This is a genomic window from Streptomyces sp. Qhu_M48 (assembly GCF_051305195.1).
In the GTDB taxonomy this organism is placed as follows: domain Bacteria; phylum Actinomycetota; class Actinomycetes; order Streptomycetales; family Streptomycetaceae; genus Streptomyces.
In genome coordinates this window covers 5,762,579-5,779,065 of record NZ_CP195432.1, presented here as the reverse complement: position 1 = coordinate 5,779,065, position 16,487 = coordinate 5,762,579, and the positions used below count along the sequence as shown (strand labels likewise).

The following is a 16,487-nucleotide window of genomic DNA, read 5'->3' as shown; positions in this document are numbered from 1 at the left end:
CCGACGGGTCCCGGGAAGTGCCCGCAGGACGCCTCCCGGCTCCACCGCACGGCCTTCGCCTCGTGTCGTTGTTGGGCCGAACGGGTGAGGAGCGGGAGGATGTGCCCATGAGTAGGTACGAGAGGTACGACGTCACCGACGAGCAGTGGGAGGGCCTCGCCCAGGTCGTGCCCCTGCGCGGCCGTGACGCATGGCCGTCCAGGGTCGACCACCGCACGATCCCCGAGCAGTACGAATCCGCCGAGCAGCGCCGTATGGTCGTGCTCCGCGTGCAGGTGTTCGCCGACGCCCGTGAGGTCGCCGGCTACCTCATCGCCCAGATCCCGGTGCTCCTCGATCTGACGAGCGCCGACACCGACGTCGCCAAGCGCATCCTCGACTTCAGCAGTGGCGTGGTCTTCGGCCTCGGCAGCGTGATGCACCGCGTCGACCGGAACGTTTTTCTCCTCGCACCGGCCGGCACGGAGGTCGAGGGCGCGGAGGGTGAGGACGAGGAGGAGGTCGTGGGCGGCCGGACCGCCGGAGTCCCCCGATCGTAGGAAGGTCATCTCGCCGTAACGGTTCGTCAGGGAACGGACTGCGTACGGTCCGGGCATGGACCTCACCGGCGGCTTCACGTTCGCCCCATCCTCCACGGCTGTTCCCTCCCCTCCGGCTCCCTCCGACACCGCCCCACCCCGGGCCGGTGCTTCCGCTCCGCGCGTCGCCTCCGTCCCCGAGGCACGGGTTCCGTCGGTGTCGGAGGGCGGCCGGACGCAGCGGGCGTCCCGGGTCGGCCCCGTCGGCGGGGGCGGGAGGCTCCGGGCACGGCCCGTCGTCACCGAACTGAGGCTGTCCGCCTTCGCCGGTCACCGCGCGGGCGCGCACGCGCTGGGCCCGGTCACCCTCTTCACCGGGCCCAGCGGCAGCGGCAAGTCCACCCTCCTGCGCGCGTACGAGGCGCTCGCCAGGCTCGGCGCGGGAGACCCGCTCGACGAGGTCTTCCCCGACGCCGCCGACTGCGTCCCCGAACGGGCGCGGCCCGACGCCCAGGGCAGGCGTGGGTTCCGGATCGGGTGCACGGTGGACGGACCGGAGGGCCCCGTCCACCTCGATCTCGCCGTCCAGGCCGAACCCCGGCTCCGCATCGTCGGCGAACGGCTCACCGGCCGCGGTCGCACCCTGCTCGCCACCGCCCTGCGCGACCCGGGCCGCAGCACCGTCCAGGCCGAGTGGCACACCGCGGGAGCCACCCCGGTGACCCGGGCGCCGCTCCCCGACGACCTCCTCGGTACGGCCCTGCTCCCGCTCCGGGTCGCGGGCAAGACCCCCGGTCAGCTCGAAGTCCTCGCCGCCGCCGAGCAGGTGGTCGTCGGGCTGCGGTCCGCCTTCGCCTGCGACCCCCGGCCCGAGCGGATGCGGGCCCCCGTGCCCCCGGGCGAGGGGCGGCTGCGCCGCGGCTGCGGCAACCTCGCCGAAGTCCTCCACCGCACCCACACCGACTGCCCACGCCGCCACCTCCGCCTCGCCGCCGTGGCCGGGGCGGGCTGCGCGGGGCCTGTCACCGGGCTCGCGGTGCAGGAGATCCCGGACGGCACGGTGCGGGCTGTCCTCGAACGCGGCGGCCGGCCCTCGACGCCGCTCGGCCGCCTCGGGGACGGGGAGCTGCGGTATCTGGCCCTCGCGCTGACCCTGCTCACCGGCCCCGGCGTCCTCGCGATGGACCGGATCGCCGAGGTGCCCGAGGCCATGCAGTCCCTGACGCTCCTCGCCGACGGCCTCGACCGCGGCCTCGACGGGCGGCAGGTGGGCGAACTGCTTGTGCTCGCCACGGGCATCGCCGCCGACGGGCACATCCGGGTCGCCGGGACGGTCGGGGAGCACGCGGCGGCGCAGGCCCGCCGGACGCCCGGGGTGACGGTGGTGGACCTGACGCCGTGAACGGTGGTGGAGCTGCCCCCCCCGTGAACGGTGGTGGACCTGCCCCCCGTGAGCGGTGGTGGACCTGACGCCGGGAGCGGTGGTGCGGCCGGCCCCGTGAACGGTGGTGCGGCCGGCCTCGTGAGGGGCGACGGTGAGGGATCCGGGCGGGTGACGGCGCGGTGGTAGACCTGGGGACGTGACGGACAACGATGTAGCGGGACTGCAGCGCAGGCTGGCCGAGTTCGCGGCCGCCCGTGACTGGCAGCCCTACCACACGCCCAAGAACCTCGCGGCGGCGCTCAGCGTCGAGGCGGCCGAACTCCTGGAGATCTTTCAGTGGTTGACACCCGAGCAGGCGGAGCGGGTGATGGAGGAACCCGACTCGGCGCACCGGGTCGCCGACGAGGTGGCGGACGTCCTGGCCTACCTCCTGCAGTTCTGCGAGGTGCTCGGGGTCGATCCACTGGCCGTGCTCGCGGCCAAGATCGACCGGAACGAGGTGCGATTTCCCGCGCGGAGGCGGGGCGGAGGGGGTGAGGAGGGGGATTCGACCAAGGATCGTCACTCTTCGGAGTGATCGCCTTTTCCCCGTCGAGCTTCCTGTCCACAGATTTCCGAATTCCCCTGGTGGTGGGGCTCAGGCGGCCTCACTCTGGGTAGTGGACTCAGTGGGCAGATAAGTCGTACGAACGGGGGCGGCGTTGATGGATGCGGAGCGGCTCGTCACGCTCGGCCGACAGGCGTTGGCGGAGAGCGGAACGGCACAGGACATCGTGGGGGAGGCCTGGCAGGCCCAGGCGCTCGCCCAGGCGATAGGGAATCAGCTCGCGCTCTGCGGACCGCAGGAGTTGCGCGGCGAGGCGCGGGGGCTGAGCGAGATCGGGGAGTACCCGGCGTGGGGCGCCGGTGGGCCGCGTGCGGCCCGGTTGTCCGAGGTGGCGGACCCGCGCGGGTCGCTGACCGCGCTCGGGGAGCTGCTCGGGGAGGTGGGCATCGCCCTGGTCGGGGTGGCCTGCGCCACCGACGACGAGGGGCTCTACTGGCAGTGCATCGAGGCCATCGACGCGGCCGACGAGTCGAGCGACCGGGTGCGTGGGATGCTGCGACGCCTCGCGGTGCGGGACGGGGAGCGGGCCCGGCCTCCCGACCCCGCCCGGGGCCGAGCGGGCCCGGGGCGGGGCGGGTGGTGAGGGGGGTCGGACCGTTGCCGCTCGGGGTGGTGCCGCTCCTCGGGTCAGTACCGCTCGGACCGGGGGCGGTGCGGCTCGGGCTGCTCGGGCTCGTGGCGGTCCGGCTCGTGACGGTCCGACGTGGACTGGAGGTCGGCGTCCAGCTGGGTGAGGTCGGCGGAGAGCGCCGCCATCAGTTCCTCCATCTGCTGGAGCAGGCCCTTGGGGGCGTCCGCGCCCTTCTGCTGGGGCACGGACCGCGGCACCGGCTGCTCGGGCACGGCCTGCTCCGGCGCGGCTTCCTGGGACATGGGGGCCTCCTCGGCCCGGACCCCACCGCCGAGGACGGGGCCACGAGAGAGAGCGACGCACCGGCAGCGGCCGCCGGCGCGCGGGCCGGGCGGTCCGGCTCCGCCCGAGCCAACGACGGGTGCCGGGCACCGGTCACTGGCCAGGTCGGACGCGGCCCGCCAGGGGTTCGGATATTCACCCGACCGAGCCGGGGCGCTCAAGGGAGCTGACGGAGAGGTTGACACGCACCCGACGGTGCAGGATGGAGGAATGGATCTCCGTATTTTCACCGAACCCCAGCAGGGGGCCGACTACGACACCCTCCTCACCGTGGCGCGGGCCACCGAGGAGCTCGGATTCGACGCCTTCTTCCGTTCCGACCACTACCTCAGCATGGGCTCCGCCGACGGGCTGCCCGGGCCGACGGACGCCTGGATCACCCTGGCCGGGCTCGCCCGGGAGACCAAGCGGATCCGTCTCGGCACGCTGATGACGGCCGGCACCTTCCGGCTCCCCGGGGTCCTCGCCATCCAGGTCGCCCAGGTGGACCGGATGTCCGGTGGGCGGGTCGAACTGGGTCTGGGGGCGGGCTGGTTCGAGGAGGAGCACAAGGCCTACGGCATTCCCTTCCCGAAGGAGAAGTTCGGCCGCCTGGAGGAGCAGCTGGCGATCGTCACCGGTCTGTGGGAGACCGAGGTCGGCAAGACCTTCAGCTACGACGGGGAGTTCTACCGGCTCACCGACTCGCCCGCACTGCCCAAGCCCGCCCAGGACAGGATCCCGGTGCTGATCGGCGGGCACGGCGCGAGCCGTACGCCTCGCCTGGCCGCGCGGTACGCGGACGAGTTCAACATTCCGTTCGCGTCCCTCGAGGACAGCGAGCGCCAGTTCGGTCGGGTCCGTGCGGCCGCCGAGGCGGCGGGGCGGGCACCCGGCGACCTGGTGTACTCCAACGCGCTGGTCGTCTGTGTCGGCAAGGACGACGCCGAGGTCGCCCGCCGGGCCGCCGCCATCGGGCGGGACGTGGACGAGCTCAAGGCGAACGGTCTCGCGGGCTCGCCCGCCGAGGTGGTGGAGAAGCTCGGGCGGTACGCGGCCATCGGATCCTCCCGGGTCTACCTCCAGGTCCTGGACCTGGACGACCTGGATCACCTGGAGCTGATCTCCGCGCGGGTCCAGTCGCAGCTGGGATGAGGGGGGCGATCCGATGAAACCGGTCCGTACGCTCGCCGAGGTGCTCGGGGAGGGAACGCTCGTCCTCGACGGCGGGCTCTCCAACCAGTTGGAGGCGCAGGGGTGCGACCTCTCGGACGCGCTCTGGTCCGCGCGGCTCCTCGCCGACGGACCCGAGCAGATCGAGGCGGCGCACGCGGCCCACGTACGGGCCGGTGCGCGGGTCCTCATCACCTCCAGCTATCAGGCCACCCTCGAGGGGTTCGCGCGCCGGGGTGTGGGCCGGGACGAGGCGGCGCGGCTCCTCGCGCGGAGCGTGGAGCTCGCCCGGGCGGCGGCGAAGGAGGTCCGGGAGGAGGTCTGGGTGGCCGCGTCCGTGGGGCCGTACGGGGCGATGCTGGCGGACGGCAGCGAGTACCGGGGACGGTACGGGCTGTCCGTACGGGAACTGGAGGCGTTCCACCGGCCGCGGATCGAGGCGCTCGCCGCGGCGGAGCCGGACGTCCTCGCCCTGGAGACGGTTCCGGACCTGGAGGAGGCGGAGGCGTTGCTGAGGGCGGCCGAGGGGTGCGGGATGCCCGTGTGGCTCTCGTACACGGTCGAGGGAGGACGCACCCGGGCCGGGCAGGAGCTGGCGGACGCCTTCGCGGTCGCCGCCGGGAACGAGCAGGTCGTCGCGGTCGGCGTGAACTGCTGCGACCCCGCCGACGCGGGGCCCGCCGTGGAGCTCGCCACCGCCGTGACCGGGAGGCCGGCCGTGGTCTATCCCAACAGCGGGGAGCGGTGGGACGCCGGAGCGAGGGGCTGGCGCGGCGACATCGCCTTCGACCCGGCGCACGCCACCGGCTGGGTCGCGTCCGGGGCCCGGCTCGTCGGCGGCTGCTGCCGCGTGGGCCCGGCGACGATCACGGCTCTCGCCACGACCCTGGCCACGACTCTGGCCACGGGGACCGGGGACTGACCTTCCCCTGACCCGGCGCCTGCCGGGCCGCCCGCCGGGCCGGACCACGGCCGGGCCGGCGTCCGGTGGGCCGGGCCCTGCCGAGGGGCGGGGCGGGCACGGGCCGGGACCACGGCCGGGCCGGGCGTGGTGGGCCGGGCGTGGTGGGCCTGGCTCCGCCGACGGGCGGGAGCCGGCCGGGGTCCGGGTGGGCGCCGGGAAAATGCCTGGTCAGGTGGGGGAGGGGCGAACGATACTCGGAGGTGTGTTCCTGACGATCAGTACGACCGGCAACCCGGAGCGTCCCGCCACCGATCTCGGCTTTCTGCTGCACAAGCATCCCGAGCGCGCGCAGACGTTCTCGACCTCGCACGGCACGGCGCACGTCCTCTACCCCGAGGCGAGCGCCGAGCGGTGCACGGCGGCACTTCTCCTGGAGGTGGACCCCGTGGCGCTGGTGCGCCGCGGCAAGGGCAAGGGCCGGGGCGGTGCCCCGGACTCCGCGCTCGCGCAGTACGTGAACGACCGGCCCTACGCGGCGTCCTCGCTGCTCGCCGTCGCGCTCGCCAAGGTCTTCAAGTCGGCGCTGCACGGCGACTGCCGGGCGATGCCCGAGCGGGCCGCCGCGCCGCTGCCGCTGCGCGTGGAGGTCCCCGCGCTGCCCGCCAGGGGCGGCGTCGATCTGGTGCGCGCGCTGTTCGGGCCGCTGGGCTGGGAGACGGTGGAGGCCGAACCGATCGCCCTGGACGGGAAGTTCCCCGAGTGGGGCGACTCCCGTTACGTGCGTCTCGTCCTGGAGGGCGAGCTGCGGCTCGCGGACGCCCTCAACCATCTGTACGTGCTGCTGCCGGTCCTCGACGACGCCAAGCACTACTGGGTCGCGCCCGACGAGGTCGACAAGCTGCTGCGGGCCGGTGACGGCTGGCTCGCGGGGCACCCCGAGCGGAAGCTGATCACGGCACGCTACCTCTCCCGCCGCTGGGGCCTGGCCCGCGAGGCGACGGAGCGGCTCGAACTGGTGCGGCTCGCCGAGGCGGAGGGTCTGGACGTCGACGACGTCGACAACGCGGTCGACGAGTCGACCGACACCGAGGAGCGGCCCGTGCCGCTCGCCGAGCAGCGCCGGGACGCGATCCTCGCCGCCCTGGCGACCGCGGAGGCGAGCCGGGTCCTCGACCTGGGCTGTGGACAGGGGCAGTTGGTGCAGGCCCTGCTCAAGGACACCCGGTTCACGGAGATCGTCGGTGTCGACGTGTCCGTCCGCGCCCTGACCGTCGCCGCGCGCCGGCTGCGGCTCGACCGGATGGGGGAGCGGCAGGCGGCCCGTGTGAAGCTGACGCAGGGCTCGCTGGCGTACACCGACAAGCGCCTGACCGGCTACGACGCGGCCGTGCTCAGCGAGGTCATCGAGCACCTGGACCTGCCGAGGCTGCCGGCCCTGGAGTACGCGGTGTTCGGCTCGGCCCGGCCGCGTACGGTCCTGGTGACCACGCCGAACGTCGAGTACAACGTGCGCTGGGAGTCGCTTCCGGCGGGGCACGTCCGGCACGGCGACCACCGCTTCGAGTGGACCCGCGAGGAGTTCGGGAGCTGGGCCGCCTCGGTCGCCGAGCGGTACGGGTACGCCGTCGGGTTCACCCCCGTGGGCCCCGACGACCCGGAGGTCGGGCCGCCCACCCAGATGGCCGTCTTCACCCGCGCCACCGAGACCTACACCGGCACCACCGGCACCACCGAGTCCGGAACCACCGCCACCGGCATCGCCACCACGGGCGTCGGCACCACGGGCATCGCCACCGCGGGCCCGCTCGCCGACACGACCACCGACACGACCACCGAGAAGGAGGAACAGGCATGACCACCGAGACCACGACCCCGGGCCCGGCCGCCACCCCGGCCCGCACCCTGCCCGTCACCGACCTGTCCCTCGTGGTGCTCGTCGGCGCCACCGGCTCCGGCAAGTCCACCTTCGCCCGGCGCCACTTCAAGCCGACCGAGATCGTGTCCTCCGACTTCTGCCGGGGGCTCGTCGCCGACGACGAGAACGACCAGTCCGCGAGCAGGGACGCCTTCGACGTCCTCCACTACATCGTCGGCAAGCGCCTCGCGGCGGGACGGCTGGCCGTCGTCGACGCCACCAACGTGCAGCAGGAGGCGCGGCGTCAGCTCGTCCAGCTGGCCCGGTCGTACGACGTGCTGCCCATCGCGATCGTCCTCGACCTGCCCGAGGAGGTGTGCCGCAGCCGGAACGCCGCACGCCCCGACCGCGCGGACATGCCCGCGCACGTCATCCAGCGGCACCGCCGCGAGCTCCGCCGTTCGCTGCGCGGGCTGGAGCGCGAGGGCTTCCGCAAGGTGCACGTCCTGCGGTCCGTCGAGGAGGTCGACGCTGCCCAGGTCGTCCTGGAGCGCCGCTTCAACGACCTGCGTCACCTCACCGGCCCCTTCGACATCATCGGTGACGTCCACGGCTGCCGCTCCGAGCTGGAGACCCTGCTGGGGAAGCTCGGCTACGTCGACGGGCACCACCCCGAGGGGCGTACGGCCGTCTTCGTCGGCGACCTCGTCGACCGGGGGCCGGACTCGCCGGGGGTCCTGCGCCGGGTGATGGCGATGGTCGCCGCGGGCGACGCCCTGTGCGTCCCCGGCAACCACGAGAACAAGCTGGGCCGCTGGCTCAAGGGCCGGAAGGTCCAGGAGACGCACGGTCTCGCCGAGACGATCGAGCAGCTGGGGCGCGAGAGCGAGGAGTTCCGGGCCGAGGTCGGGCGGTTCATCGACGGTCTCGTCAGCCACTACGTCCTCGACGGCGGCGACCTCGTCGTCTGCCATGCCGGTCTGCCGGAGAAGTACCACGGCCGCACCTCGGGGCGGGTGCGTTCGCACGCGCTGTACGGGGACACCACCGGCGAGACCGACGAGTTCGGGCTGCCGGTGCGCTACCCGTGGGCGGAGGAGTACCGGGGGCGGGCCACCGTCGTGTACGGACACACCCCCGTGCCGAACACGTCCTGGATCAACAACACCCTCTGCCTCGACACCGGGGCGGTCTTCGGCGGGAAGATGACCGCGCTGCGCTGGCCGGAGCGCGAACTGGTCGACGTACCCGCCGAGCGCGTCTGGTACGAGCCGGCCAGGCCGCTCACGACCGACGCGCCCGGCGGGCACCAGGGACGCCCCCTGGACCTGGCCGACGTGCACGGGCGGCGGATCGTGGAGACCCGGCAGCTCGGCAACGTCGCCGTCCGGGAGGAGAACGCGGCGGCGGCCCTGGAGGTCATGAGCCGGTTCGCGGTCGACCCGCGGCTGCTGACCTACCTGCCGCCGACGATGGCGCCGACCGCCACCTCGAAGGCCGAGGGCTACCTGGAGCATCCGGCCGAGGCCTTCGCCCAGTACCGGGCGGACGGCGTCGAGCGGGTCGTGTGCGAGGAGAAGCACATGGGCTCCCGGGCCGTCGCCCTCGTCTGCCGGGACGCCGAGGCGGCCCGCGAGCGCTTCGGCGTGGACGCCGAGGGGGTGACCGGCGCGCTGCACACCCGTACCGGACGACCCTTCTTCGACGACCAGGCCGTCACCGAGCAGGTCCTCGAACGGCTGCGCACCGCGATCGGCGCCGCCGGCCTCTGGGACGAACTCGGCACGGACTGGCTGCTGCTCGACGGCGAGCTGATGCCGTGGTCGCTGAAGTCGGCCGGGCTGCTGCGCGCGCAGTACGCGGCGGTCGGCGCGGCCTCGGGGGCCGTCCTTCCCGGCGCGATCTCCGCGCTCGAACAGGCGGTGGCGCGTGGGGTCGAGGGGGTCGACGAGCTCCTCGCCAAGCAGCGGGAGCGGGCGGTGGACGCGGAGGCGTTCACCGAGGCGTACCGCAGGTACTGCTGGCCCACCGAGGGCCTGGACGGGGTGCGGTTCGCGCCCTTCCAGCTCCTGGCGGTGCGCGGACGCGCGCTGACGTCCGTACCGCACGACGAGCAGCTGGCCTGGCTCGACCGGCTCGTGGAGCACGACCCGACCGGCCTGCTCCAGGTCACCCGCCGACTCGTCGTCGACACCGGCGACGAGGCCTCGGTCCGCGCGGGCACCGACTGGTGGCTGGAGCTGACCGGCGCGGGCGGCGAGGGCATGGTCGTCAAGCCGCTGGCCGCCCTCGTCCGCGACGCCAAGGGCAGGCTCGGGCAGCCGGGGGTGAAGGTGCGCGGCCGGGAGTACCTGCGGATCATCTACGGCCCGGAGTACACCCGGCCGGAGAACCTGGAGCGGCTGCGTCAGCGCTTCCTCGGCCACAAGCGGTCGCTGGCGCTGCGCGAGTACGCGCTCGGCCTCGAAGCCCTCGACCGCCTCGCGGAGGGCGAGCCGCTGTGGCGGGTCCACGAGGCCGTGTTCGCGGTCCTCGCCCTGGAGTCGGAGCCGGTGGACCCGAGGCTGTGATGCCGGCGGGCGTGGGGGAGCGGGGGCGTGGGGGAGCGGGGGAGTGACGTCGTGACCCGGTGTGCCGTGACGTCGACGTGACGTCGGGCGTGGATCTCGTCAGATTTTCGCCGGTCTTCGCCCGTCCTCGTCAGATCTTCGCCGGTCCTCGCCGGTCCTCGCCGGTCTTCGCCGGTCTTCGTGAGTGCGTCGTGGGGACTCCGTCCGTTCCGGGCGGGGTCCCGCGTCGTTCGTGCGCGCCCCCGGGCGCCCGTTCGCCCCTGCTCCGTGAAGGCTTCGCAGGGTCCTCGTGAGGCCTTCGCGGGGTCTTCGCTCGGCCGCGACGGGGGCGCAGGGGTGCCGGGAACGGCGCTCCCCTGCGCCCCCCGTGCCCGTTGACGCGTTTCTTCCGCACCCTCTAGCGTTCTTCACCCCATGACGTGACGCAGCGTCAACTATGTGACGGGGCACGTCACATGAGGTGGGCACACACACGCGATTCACGCCGGTCGATCACCGGTGGGCGGTCTTCCCCGGAGGGCCCGAGGACGGTACGGGGGTGAGCGGGCGGTGAGTCTCTTCGGCCAGGACCGCTCCTTCCTCCACGCCCTCCCGGCGGCCGACCGGCGGTCCCTGCTCGCCGAGGGTGCCCGGCGCGTCTACGAACCCGGGGAGGTGATGATCCGCGAACGCGACACCAGCGCCTTCGTCCTGGCGCTCCTCTCCGGCTGGTCCGTCGTCTCCGTCGGCACCGAGCGCGGATCGCGGCTCATCCTCGCCCTCCGGGGCGCGGGCGAGGTCGTCGGCGACCTCGCGGCCGTCGACATGCGCCCGCGCAGCGCCAGCGTCACCGCCCTCGGCACGGTCGAGGCGGTGGCCATCTCCGGCGACCGGTTCCGGCACTTCCTCGCCGCCCGGCCGCACGCCACCTCGCTGATCATGCGGCAGCTCGCCACCAGGCTGCGCAGCGCCGACGTCGAGCGCCGGGCCCTCGCCTCCGAGACCGTCCTCCAGCGTCTCGCGGCCCGGCTCGTCGAGCTGGCCGAGCGCGCCGGACGGCGGGCCGACGCCGGGACCGTACTCGAACTTCCGCTGCCCCAGCACGATCTGGCGGCGGCGATCGGGGCCACCCGGGAGGCGGTGGCCAAGGCGCTGCGTCTGCTCCGGGAACAGGACGTGGTCCGCACCGCGAACCGCACGGTCGTCGTCATCGACATGCGGGTCCTGGTGCTGCTCGCGGAGGGGCGCGCACGCCCCGGCGGGGACCCGGCGGACGAATCTCCGCCGGGTGTGTAAACGGCTACATCGCCGGTCGCGCGGCGCGGCCAGTCTGGACACGTACCACCACGGCACCAACGGCACCGGGGCATCACACAGGGAGTCCGAGAGTGAGCAGTGCGGGAGTGAACGGGGAAGGCGGCGGAGCAGTGGGCGGAGGAGCGGGCGGCATCCACCGGTTCGTCGTCTTCGGCGACATCTGCGGCTCCGGAACCCTCGACATGGCCGAGAAGAAGCACCAGCGGGCGGCGATGTACGCCGCCTTCGACGCCGCCTACAGCTCCGTCGGCGTCGAGCCCGGCACCTTCCACCAGGAGGACAGGGGCGACGGCATCCTCGCGGCGCTGCGCCCCGACGTGCCGCCGACCCTCATGGTCGGACGGTGGATCGACACCCTGTACGAGAGCCTGCGCGACCACAACCAGGGCCGGACCAGGCCGCTGCGGCTGCGGATCGGCATGAACGCGGGGCTCGTGGTCCAGGACCGGCACGGACTCGTCGGCCGCGCGGTGGACCTCGCCGCCCGGCTCTGCGACAGCCCCCCGGCCAAGCGGATCATGAACGAGACCCCCGGGATCGACCTCCTGGTCGTCGTCTCCGACTGGCTGTACGTGAACGTGGTCGACGAGGGCGGGCGCTATGTGGAGCCGGACCACTACCGGCGGGCCCGCATCCGCTCCAAGGAGACCGACGAGGCCGCCTGGTTCCTCGTACCGCGCAGGCCCGCGCCGCCGCTGATCGGGCCCGACGGGGAGCTGCCGCCCGAGGGACCGGGGGCGCCGGCGGCTGTGGGCCGGGGGGAGCCGGCGGCCGTGGGGGAGCGGCCGCCGGCGGCGGGGTCACGGACCGGCGTTGGGCCGTCGCGGGGGGACGGCCCAACGCCCCGGACCGGGGGAGGGAACCGTACGTACCACGTCGGGGGTGACCTGGTCGATGTCCAGGGGAACACCATCCACGGCCCGTTCACGGGCATCCGCAAGGATGCCGCTCCGACCTCCGGGACCGGCTCCGCTCCGACCTCCGGGACCGGCTCCGGTTCGGGCTCCGGTTGCGGGGCGGGTGAGGCGGAGTGAGCGACCAGGACGACGCCGGGCAGCGCGACGACTCCTCCGACGGCGGCCAGGGCCACGGCGACCGGGGGGCGGACGCCCAGGACCGGGGCGGCGACCGGGGATCCGGCCGCGGTTCCGACAGGGGGTCGGACCGAGGTGCGGACCGAGGACCCGACCGGGGTGGCGCCGACCGGGGATCCGACCGGGGGGACCGGGACGGCGACCGGCCGGGCGGGTCCGAGCGGACCGACGGCGCTCCCGAACAGCCGCGCGAGCCCAGCGTCTTCGCGGCCGCCGACCGGGGGCCCCTCGGCGGCGAGAGCGACACCGGCGGCGCCGCCACCGCCCGACGGGCCCTCCGCACCTGGGCGGGCGGCGGCGCCGACCGCCTCACCACCATCCACGGCGACGGCACGGTCTTCGAGGGCAACCAGATCTTCGCCCTCTACGGCTCCGACCGCACCTCGCACTTCGTCCAGGGGCCGGTACCGCCCGAGACGCTCGACCACCTCGGCCGGGTGTACTGCGCGACCTCCGGCTACCGGCGGATGCGGGACCGCCTCCGCGACCACCGCGTCCTCGTCCTGTGCGGCGAACCCGGCAGCGGCCGCAAGGCCACCGCGCTCGCCCTCCTCGACGAACTGACCGGCGGCAGGGTCTTCCGCCTCGACCCGCGCCACGGCGTCGACGAGATCACCGAGGAGGCCCTCCAGGAAGGCGGCGGCCACCTCCTGGAACTGCTCACGGAGGACGTGCGCGCGGAGAGCGAGCCGCGCCCCTCCCGCAACGGCCGGGGCGAGCACACCGGCGTGGCCCGCCGCCCCGGCCCCCGCCTCTCCGAGCTGCACCTCGACCGTTTCGGCGACCTGCTGCGCGGCCGGGACGCGTACGGGGTCGTCCTCGTCGAGAACGGCGAGCTCGCCGACCGGCTGCTGCGCGGACGGTACGGGATGTACTGCCCGCCGCCGCCCGCGGACGAGGTCCTCCAGCGCCACCTGTGGCACCGGTTGCGGGCCGAGCCCGACGAGGCCCTCGGCGACGCGCGGGCCCGCGCCGGGCGTCCGGACGTCGTCGAGGCCCTCGGTCTGGAGGAGCTGCGGCCGCGCGAGGCCGCCCGCCTCGCCGACCACCTCGCCCGGCACTGGCGCGGAGAGGTGGCCGACGAGGAACTCCTCGCCGAATGCTCCTCGTTCGTACGCTCGCAGGCCCGCGAGTGGTTCGCGGGATCCGACCGCCCCGGCGCCCTCCCCGAGGCGCTTCCGGCCCTGAACGCCGGGGCGTTCCGCATCGCCGTCGCCGTCTTCGACGGCTCCGCCTACAGCCTCGCCGCCGAGGCCGCCGAACTCCTCGCCTGGGAGCTCGCGGTCACCCTCGACCCCGAACACGCTCCGGGCCGACGGCTGTTCGGAACCCACGCCGAGCACCGGCCGGTCCAGGCCCGCGCCGTCCTGGAGGACGGCGAACTGGACCTCGGCCCCGCCAAGGTGCCGGTGCGGGCCGTCCGCTTCCAGGGGGAGGCCCTCGCCGGGGCCGTTCTCGGCGAGATCTGGCACGGCTACCACAACGTCCGTGGTCCGGTGGCCCGTTGGCTCCGCTCGCTCTGCGACGACCCGCGCCCCGAGGTCTGGGTGCGCGCCTCCATCGCGGCCGGCGTGCTCTGTTCCTGGGACTGGATCCACGGCTTCGGGGAGCTGGTGGTGCCGCTCGCGGTGACGGACGAGCCGAGGGCCCGCATGGCCGCGGCCACCGCGCTCGCCGAGTCCGCGCGCGACCCGCGGGTCCGGCCCGCCGTCGCCGCCGTGCTCAAGGACTGGGCCGGCTCCGACGAGGACGCGCTCGTCGGGACCGCCCTGCTCGCCCACGGCTACGTCCTGGCCGCCGGAAGCGTCTCCGGCTCGCTCGACGCCCTCGCCCGGGTCGTCAGGGCGCGCGAGGCGAGCGACATCGAGGTCCTCGTCGCCGCGTCCTTCAGCGTGGCGCGGCTGCTCGCCTCGGGGGAGCCCGCGCCCGTGCTCCGGCGGCTCCGGCAGTGGCTCGACGACGGACGGCTCAACCTGGCCAACCTGGTCCACCTCGCCGTCATCCGCGCCCTGAGCACCCGCACGACGCACCTGTGGGGGCTGCGGGAGGTCCCCGAACTCGACGGGCACGCGGCCCGCCCTCTCTTCGTCGCCCTGCTCGCGACCCGGCCCGAGCTCGCGCCCGAACTGGCCGCGCTGCTGCGGCACACGCTCACCACGGCACGCTCCGGGGAGGCCGCCCTCGACGCGCTCGGCGGTCTGCTCCGGCGCGCCGCGAAGGATCCGGAGGCGCTCGGGCACGTCTGTGCCCTGCTGCCGCGCCTCGCGGTGGACCGCCGGGACCGCGACCGGCTCAGGGGCTTGCTGAACGAACTGGTCCGGGACCGTGACCGGCCCCTGGACAGGAACGCGGCGCGCCGGATGTGGAACGCCGTGACGGAAGGAGCGAACCGATGACCGGGCCCGAGCAGAACAGGAACGCACGGCCGGACGAGCGGGCGCGCCAGGACGGGCGGGACCGCGACGAGCGCGCGGGGGACGGCCGGGGACGGGACGAGCGGGGCCGCGACAGCCGGGAACGGGACGGCCGGGAACGGCGGCGGTACGACGGGCAGAACGGCGGTGGCCGGCACGACGGCGGCCGCGACGACGGCGAGGACCTGGACATGGACCCGGACGAGGACCTGGAACGCGGGCAGGACCAGGCGCGAGCGCGTGTACGGGGGCAGGGCGGGCGGCGGGACGGGGGTCCTGGCGGCGGGTCCGGGGCCGGTTCCGGCCGGCGGGCGCGCGGGCCCCTGATCGGCGAGTACGCGCCCCCGTACCGCCGCCGCAGCGGCCGCGTCGCCGCCGTGCTCCTCTACCGCAACGGCGGCCACCGGGTGGTCTGGCCGGACCGCACCGAGGACGTCAACAAGCCCATCTTCGGCTCCCCGTACACGGTCTTCGAGGTGCAACTCGGCCGCAACGTGACCGAGTTCAGGCTCCAGCTCCCGGCCGCGGGGGACGGTGTCTTCTTCGAGGCCGTCGCCAAGGTCCAGTGGGTCGTGACCGACCCCCACCTCGTCGTGCAGGAACAGGTCGAGGACGTCGCCGAGTTGCTGCGCGACGAACTCCTCGACGGACTGCGCAGGCTCTCCCGGCGCTTCCGGATCACCGAGGCGCAGCGCGCCGACGAGGCGGTACGTGAGGAGCTGAGCGCCGGACGCCTCAGCTTCGGCCGGGACATCGGGCTGCGGACCCGGGTTCTCGTCTTCATCGACCTCGACGACTCCGTCAAGGCCGAGGTCTCCCGGCGGGACAGGGTCGGCGTCACCATGGAGGCCGACGAGCGCGTCGCCGAGGCGGAGCGGCGCAGGGAGGCCGCCGAGCGGGTCCTCGTCGCCGACCGGGCCCGTGAGATGGAGGCCCTCTTCCGGCGCGGCGACCTCGCTCAGATCGCCCACCACATGGCGATGCACCCCGACAAGCAGTGGGAGATCCGCACCCAGCTCCAGCGGGAGCGGCGCGAGGGCCAGGAGGACTACCTGGCCGTCTTCAACCGGCTCCTGGACACCGGGGTCCTCGAACGCCACGACATCGGCGAGCAGATGTACCAGGTCCTCATGTACCTGCGGACCCAGACCGGCACCGTCCTCGACGGCATCACCGACCGGGTGCTCAACCCCTCGGGCGGGGCCCCGCCGCGCCGCCTGGCCCTGGAGGACGCGCTGCCGGAGCCGAGCCGCCCGGACTGGGACGAGGAACACGGCGAGCGCGGTGCGCGGGGGGAGCGGGGCGAGCGCGGTGCGCGGGGCGAGAGCGACGACGCCCCGCACGACCCCCGGGTCTACGAGCCGACCCGGGTCGAGTCGGGCTCCGAGCGGGAGCGTGAGCGGGGGAGGGGACGGGACCGGGAGAGGGGCCCCGACGGGGACGACCGCGACCGTGGCCGGGCGAGGGACCGCCACGACGACGGCTACGACGACGGCCACGACCGGCACGACGACGAGGCGCGGTACGGGCGGAGTGACGACGCCTACGAGCGGAACGACCGGTACGACCGTGACGACCCGTACGACCGGGACCGCCGCGACCGCCCCCGGCGAACCGCCCGCCCGGCCCGGCCCAGCTCCGAGTTCGACGACTGGGACGACGCGTGACGACGACCCCGGGCTCCGCGCCGGACCCGACCCCGGGCCCCGCGCCGGAACCGACCCCGGGCCCCGCGCCGGAACCGACCCCGGGCCCCGCGCCGGAACCGACCCCGGGCCCC

Annotated in this window: 13 protein-coding genes; 12 read left to right on the top strand and 1 reads right to left on the bottom strand. The window is 74.5% G+C overall.

What is annotated here, in order from left to right:
• Window positions 1-107 precede the first annotated feature (107 nt).
• The 4 genes from ACRRSS_RS26085 to ACRRSS_RS26070 all read left to right on the top strand — a co-directional run bounded on the left by ACRRSS_RS26085 (window position 108) and on the right by ACRRSS_RS26070 (window position 3,092).
• Entirely contained in the window at window positions 108-539 is a 432-nt protein-coding gene (locus ACRRSS_RS26085; RefSeq protein WP_435975425.1) for a cell division protein SepF, read from the top strand.
• A 55-nt stretch (window positions 540-594) separates the two neighbouring features.
• Window positions 595-1,920 (top strand): ATP-binding protein, encoded by a 1,326-nt coding sequence (locus ACRRSS_RS26080; protein ID WP_435973544.1) that lies wholly within the window; start codon window positions 595-597, stop codon window positions 1,918-1,920.
• 178 nt (window positions 1,921-2,098) lie between these two features.
• Window positions 2,099-2,479 carry a nucleotide pyrophosphohydrolase gene (locus ACRRSS_RS26075; protein WP_435973543.1) on the top strand — a complete coding sequence of 127 codons (381 nt, stop codon included), beginning with the start codon at window positions 2,099-2,101 and terminating at the stop codon, window positions 2,477-2,479.
• Window positions 2,480-2,606: 127 nt separating this feature from the next.
• Window positions 2,607-3,092: a DUF6099 family protein gene (locus ACRRSS_RS26070; RefSeq protein ID WP_435973542.1), complete on the top strand. Its 486-nt coding sequence runs from the start codon at window positions 2,607-2,609 to the stop codon at window positions 3,090-3,092.
• 44 nt (window positions 3,093-3,136) lie between these two features.
• Here the strand turns inward: ACRRSS_RS26070 and ACRRSS_RS26065 are convergent, their stop codons facing one another.
• On the bottom strand, window positions 3,137-3,382 hold the full coding sequence (locus ACRRSS_RS26065) for a hypothetical protein (protein WP_435973541.1): 246 nt from the start codon (window positions 3,380-3,382) through the stop codon (window positions 3,137-3,139).
• Between the two features lie 250 nt (window positions 3,383-3,632).
• Between ACRRSS_RS26065 and ACRRSS_RS26060 the strand changes: the two genes are divergently transcribed.
• The 8 genes from ACRRSS_RS26060 (at window position 3,633) to ACRRSS_RS26025 (ending at window position 16,374) form a co-directional block, all read left to right on the top strand.
• Window positions 3,633-4,556: an LLM class F420-dependent oxidoreductase gene (locus ACRRSS_RS26060; RefSeq protein ID WP_351899161.1), complete on the top strand. Its 924-nt coding sequence runs from the start codon at window positions 3,633-3,635 to the stop codon at window positions 4,554-4,556.
• A 13-nt stretch (window positions 4,557-4,569) separates the two neighbouring features.
• On the top strand, window positions 4,570-5,496 hold the full coding sequence (mmuM, locus tag ACRRSS_RS26055) for a homocysteine S-methyltransferase (protein WP_435973540.1): 927 nt from the start codon (window positions 4,570-4,572) through the stop codon (window positions 5,494-5,496).
• A 244-nt stretch (window positions 5,497-5,740) separates the two neighbouring features.
• Window positions 5,741-7,333, top strand: coding sequence for a 3' terminal RNA ribose 2'-O-methyltransferase Hen1 (locus ACRRSS_RS26050; RefSeq protein ID WP_435973539.1), 1,593 nt, complete (start codon window positions 5,741-5,743; stop codon window positions 7,331-7,333).
• On the top strand, window positions 7,330-9,903 hold the full coding sequence (locus ACRRSS_RS26045; protein WP_435973538.1) for a polynucleotide kinase-phosphatase: 2,574 nt from the start codon (window positions 7,330-7,332) through the stop codon (window positions 9,901-9,903). The genes ACRRSS_RS26050 and ACRRSS_RS26045 overlap by 4 nt, the downstream gene beginning before the upstream one ends.
• A 549-nt stretch (window positions 9,904-10,452) precedes the next feature.
• On the top strand, window positions 10,453-11,178 hold the full coding sequence (locus ACRRSS_RS26040; protein WP_435973537.1) for a Crp/Fnr family transcriptional regulator: 726 nt from the start codon (window positions 10,453-10,455) through the stop codon (window positions 11,176-11,178).
• Window positions 11,179-11,270: 92 nt separating this feature from the next.
• Window positions 11,271-12,233: a hypothetical protein gene (locus tag ACRRSS_RS26035; protein ID WP_435973536.1), complete on the top strand. Its 963-nt coding sequence runs from the start codon at window positions 11,271-11,273 to the stop codon at window positions 12,231-12,233.
• Window positions 12,230-14,689 (top strand): hypothetical protein, encoded by a 2,460-nt coding sequence (locus ACRRSS_RS26030; RefSeq protein ID WP_435973535.1) that lies wholly within the window; start codon window positions 12,230-12,232, stop codon window positions 14,687-14,689. Before ACRRSS_RS26035 ends, ACRRSS_RS26030 begins: the two co-directional genes overlap by 4 nt.
• Window positions 14,686-16,374 (top strand): hypothetical protein, encoded by a 1,689-nt coding sequence (locus ACRRSS_RS26025; RefSeq protein ID WP_435973534.1) that lies wholly within the window; start codon window positions 14,686-14,688, stop codon window positions 16,372-16,374. The genes ACRRSS_RS26030 and ACRRSS_RS26025 overlap by 4 nt, the downstream gene beginning before the upstream one ends.
• Window positions 16,375-16,487: the final 113 nt, after the last annotated feature.